The organism is Mannheimia cairinae, from assembly GCF_028649535.1.
GTDB lineage: Bacteria > Pseudomonadota > Gammaproteobacteria > Enterobacterales > Pasteurellaceae > Mannheimia > Mannheimia cairinae.
The window spans coordinates 1-4,188 of record NZ_JAQSJE010000010.1 but is presented as its reverse complement, the minus strand read 5'-3'; the positions used below and the strand labels follow the sequence as shown (position 1 = coordinate 4,188).

Annotated in this window: 6 protein-coding genes; 1 reads left to right on the top strand and 5 read right to left on the bottom strand. The window is 37.2% G+C overall.

Annotated features, from left to right (window positions below; all coding sequences use genetic code 11):
* The 3 genes from PTQ27_RS10880 to PTQ27_RS10870 form a co-directional block, all read right to left on the bottom strand.
* Positions 1–210 (bottom strand): hypothetical protein (locus tag PTQ27_RS10880; RefSeq protein WP_273771141.1); only part of this gene is annotated, 210 nt, incomplete at its 3' end.
* Positions 211–268: 58 nt separating this feature from the next.
* Positions 269–526, bottom strand: a complete 258-nt coding sequence (locus tag PTQ27_RS10875) for a hypothetical protein (protein ID WP_160151379.1) — start codon at positions 524–526, stop codon at positions 269–271.
* Between the two features lie 2 nt (positions 527–528).
* Positions 529–822, bottom strand: coding sequence for a hypothetical protein (locus tag PTQ27_RS10870; protein WP_273749862.1), 294 nt, complete (start codon positions 820–822; stop codon positions 529–531).
* 168 nt (positions 823–990) lie between these two features.
* On the opposite strand from PTQ27_RS10870, the gene PTQ27_RS10865 reads away from it, so the two are divergent.
* Complete coding sequence (locus PTQ27_RS10865; RefSeq protein ID WP_273749863.1) at positions 991–2,364, top strand: MobA/MobL family protein; 1,374 nt, start codon at positions 991–993, stop codon at positions 2,362–2,364.
* Between the two features lie 451 nt (positions 2,365–2,815).
* Here PTQ27_RS10865 and PTQ27_RS10860 read toward each other — a convergent pair whose 3' ends face one another.
* Together PTQ27_RS10860 and PTQ27_RS10855 are read right to left on the bottom strand one after the other, a co-directional pair.
* Positions 2,816–3,040: a hypothetical protein gene (locus tag PTQ27_RS10860; protein ID WP_273749864.1), complete on the bottom strand. Its 225-nt coding sequence runs from the start codon at positions 3,038–3,040 to the stop codon at positions 2,816–2,818.
* A gap of 11 nt (positions 3,041–3,051) precedes the next feature.
* Positions 3,052–4,065, bottom strand: coding sequence for a replication initiation protein (locus tag PTQ27_RS10855; protein ID WP_273771140.1), 1,014 nt, complete (start codon positions 4,063–4,065; stop codon positions 3,052–3,054).
* Positions 4,066–4,188 lie beyond the last annotated feature (123 nt).

The following is a 4,188-nucleotide window of genomic DNA, read 5'->3' as shown; positions in this document are numbered from 1 at the left end:
CCCAGTTTTTGTAGTTTTTACCCAGTTTTTGTAGTTTTTATTTTTTGAGAGCCTTGTCGCACAAGGCTTGAAAGGTTGTCTAAACAAGATATAAACAAGGTAAATAATAGAAACAAGATAAAAATAGAGCCTGTCGGCTCTTTTTGGGGCTTTCAGCCCTATTTTTTTGTTTTTCAGAAAGGAAAATGAAAACCCTTGCGAACGTTGCAATTTATTGCAATGCAAGCAAGGGTTGAGCAACCGTAGCCGTCAGGCGTAGGGCGGTAGGCTATAAAAGCCATTTGATTTTATCTTTAAACTTCCGCTTAAATGCTTTGAATGGGTGCTTTTTATCGTATTCAGCCATTCTTTTTTGCATTATCTCGTTTGCTTTATGATTTGCGTATTTTAAATAAGATTGCTCCATCTCTTTTAACATACTATCAATTCGCTTTTTATGTTGCCATTTCAGGTAAACATAAACACTTATAGCAATAAAAGATAATATCAAAACATTGTAAAAAATGATTGTTACTATTTCGCTCACAGTTATTTTTTACCTTTTGCAATTTCTTCATTGATAAATGCACTCAATTCATCAAATTTTTTATCATTATTGATAAATTTTCGTAGCTGTTCAGCCGATACTAAAGGAAATTCGCCACGTTCAACAAAAGAATGTAAAGCGTAAGCACCTAGCAAAACTTTGTAATGTGTAGCTTTCTTACGCTTTTCTGCTTGTTCTTTTGACTTAATCGAACGAATTTTTGCCTTGATTTCGGCTTGCTTCTTTAATAATTCCGCTTGTTGTTGTTCTAGTTTGCTTAATCTTTCGCTTGTCATAATAGCCCCTATTGAGTGGTTGAAATTGTTGCTATTTTAATCAAGTGGTGCTATTGTTTCAAGCGTTCTGTTCATTACGTTATTTTAACGTAATGCCCACTTATCAGTTTCTCTGCGAGAAACTGGTGGGCAAGCGTTCCGCTTGACCGTTTCGCAAGGCTCAATATTATGGCAATCTATCATTTAAACGTTCGCTATTGCAGTAAAAGCAAGGGGCAATCAGCCCAAGCCAAAAACGAATACATCAACCGCAATGATAAATACTCAAAGCGGTTAGATGATTTACAGTTTTCAGGCTTTGGAAATATGCCAAAATTTGCAGAAAATAATCCGCAAAAATTTTGGCAAGCGTCCGATATTTACGAACGAGCAAACGCCCGTGTTTGTACGGAAATTGTGTTTGCTTTACCTAGAGAGTTGCACCTAGAACAACAGCAAGAATTAGTACAATCGTTCATCAATTCAACGGTAAACTCTGAACGCAATAAATTGCCTTATTCGTTCGCCATTCACAACGACAAAGCAAATAATAACCCGCATTGTCATTTAATCTTTTCAGAACGCCAATTAGACGGAATTGAGCGTTCAGAAGAACAATTTTTTAAACGTGCAAATTCAAAAAATGCCGAATTAGGCGGAACGAAAAAAACCGCAGATTTTAGGGATAGAGATTTTATAAAAGCCGTTCGCAAGACGTGGAGCGAACAGGCAAATTTTGCCCTTGAAAAGCACGGGTACGCCGCAAGAATTGACGAGCGTAGCTATCAAGAACAGGGTATTGAAAAAGAGCCGAGAGCAAGGCTTGACCGTGTAACGTGGCAAGAATTGCAACAGCTAGAGCAAACAGCAGGCATTTATGGCGAAGTTATTGAGAGAAAAAGACAGCAAATTGCAGATGAGAAAGCAGAGATCGCTAAAAATGCGTCTAAAAACGTTTTAGAGCCACTTTCTCAAAAAGGCGATACAAAGCACGAGCAAAAGCAAAAAGTCGCTGAAAATCGCAAAGAGAGCGTATCTCAAGCCGAATTTGACCGATTTCTTATCGAGAATTGGCTTGAGCCAAATCAGAAATTTATCAATGCGTGTGAAAAACGGGAAAAAATGCGGAGCGAATGGGAGCAGTACGGGAAGGATTTAGAGCGTATCAATGGCGATTACAAAGCCTTAGACGAGCAAAAACAAGGTTTTTTAGGCTTATGGGAAAGCAAAGAGCAGAAACAAGCTAAACAAGACCTTGAAAATGAGTACAACCGCATAAAAGCGTTACGCAATGAAAAAGCCAAAGAACACGATGAATACAACGACAAAGTGAACCAATACGAAAAAGACACGATTGAGCCACTACGCAAGCAAATCGAAAAATTCAGGGCAGATAATCCAGAACTGAAAATGCGAAATCCTTATCAGCTCCGAAGTATGCAGTTTGAAGGGATTGAACAATGGCATAAAAAGAGCCAACAGCGACAGTTAGAGCTAGAGCGTAACGAGCAAAAACGAACTCAAGAACGGAAGACAAGTCGAGAGCGTGGGTTTAGCCTGTAACTAACGCCCTACGCCTGACGGCTACGGTTGTTAGACTAAAAAAGCCATTGAAAGCAAGTTTCAATGACTTTTTCAGCCCTAAATATAAACAAGAAAGGCAAGGTTTATCCTTGCCTTTCTTGTAAATTAAGTAAGCATTTACGGCAGCTAATCGCCTAAATTCACATAAACAGATATAACAGCTTATGCTATACTATTTAACGGTTGGTCAGGCTCTTGCAGTCTGATTGCCGTCAGACAGCAAAAAGTCTCGATCAATTGGTATCAACCCCAACTGAAAGGAGGCGAGTATGCCAACGTGGTTAAAATGGGTTTTGCTCATTGTAATCATTTTGTTGTTGTCTGGCGACACTGTGCAAGGTATTAGCTAGACAGCAACCAACCTAAAAAGGGGAGCGGAGCAATTCGCTCCCTTTTCCTTTTCCCATTGTATGCCTTATCAGCACATTTTTCAAGGTTGCACTCTCTCGTGTTTCTCTTTAATTTTCACAATGTCAGCAATCAAATTTTCATAATCTAATTCATCGTGATGAGAGCTATAAATACGATCTCTTAGCCGACATAGAAACAATTCATCATCATTCAGGGAATTAGAATTAGGAAATTTACGAGTTAAGAAACCTTGAACTTGAGCGATTGCTTCAATTAGAACATCTTTTTGCATTATGGTTGCCATATTCCACCTACTTAAATTTTAACTAACTCACACTCAACGATTTTATAGCCACGCTTTTTCAACTCATCAGCAAAGATTTTCTTAGTGCCAAGTTTAGATTTATTACTAGCGTTAATGGCTAAAAATATCCAATAGAACAGCAAATCATCATTCGGCACATCTTCGATTTTTTGGTAAAAATCTTCCAAGATTTTTAAACAGTCTCTTGCCCATAAACCATAATCAGCAGAACTCATTTTAGGGTTTTCTCTGTCTAGTTTAACAAAACGTCCATATCTATTCTTGTGTGGAAATCTAGGGCGTTTAGGCTCTTCTTCGGGGATTGCTTTTGATTTATCAAAAATCTTAAATTCAAGCTCGGAAATTGCCCGACCTGTTCGGATTGGTTTAACGCTCACGATTAAATTGGTTTTTGCGTTAATTTCTTTAACGGCTGGTGTTAAAACTCGTTGGCTGAAATTATTATACCGATCATACATACCAACAACATCAAGTAAAATTTTTAACTCATCAAGCTTAATAGATACAAAGCCTTTAAACGCCCAACGACTTAAAATCTCATACAGCTTTAACGAGTATTCGCTTTTTAATGCGCCAAAAGTTTCAAGCAAAATAGATGTGTAATTATTTCTAATTTCTGCGAGATATGGCATTGCTTTCTCGTGAAATTCAATCATAAATCGCCCTTTGCCTTTCGTATAAGAGCGATCTGTTAAAAGGCTTATTTCGGAATAATCATAGCCTGATAGCGGTTCAACTTGAACCCAAATGTTACTTAGTCGTAATACCGCATTTTTCACATTGTCATAAGCATTTTTATGGTCTGAAATACCTGAATTACAATCTAAAAAATCTTGTACAGAAAATTCAAATCTTCGATTTTGTGAAAGTGATCTAGTAGGGTTCAACTTAGATATAGCAAGATTAACAATTCGAATTTCCATACCATTCAATTTTTTGAAAAAGCCCGCATCAATCAGGTTATTGCTCTTTGTTGAAACGGGTTTTGAAGTGTTTTTTGACATAACTAAAAGCCTTTTACAGTAAACTGTAAGAACAATAACACACAAATAAAACTACATCAAACGAAAATGTAGCAAAAAACCCAGTTTTTGTAGTCTTTAACACAACCTTTCACCCAGTTTTTG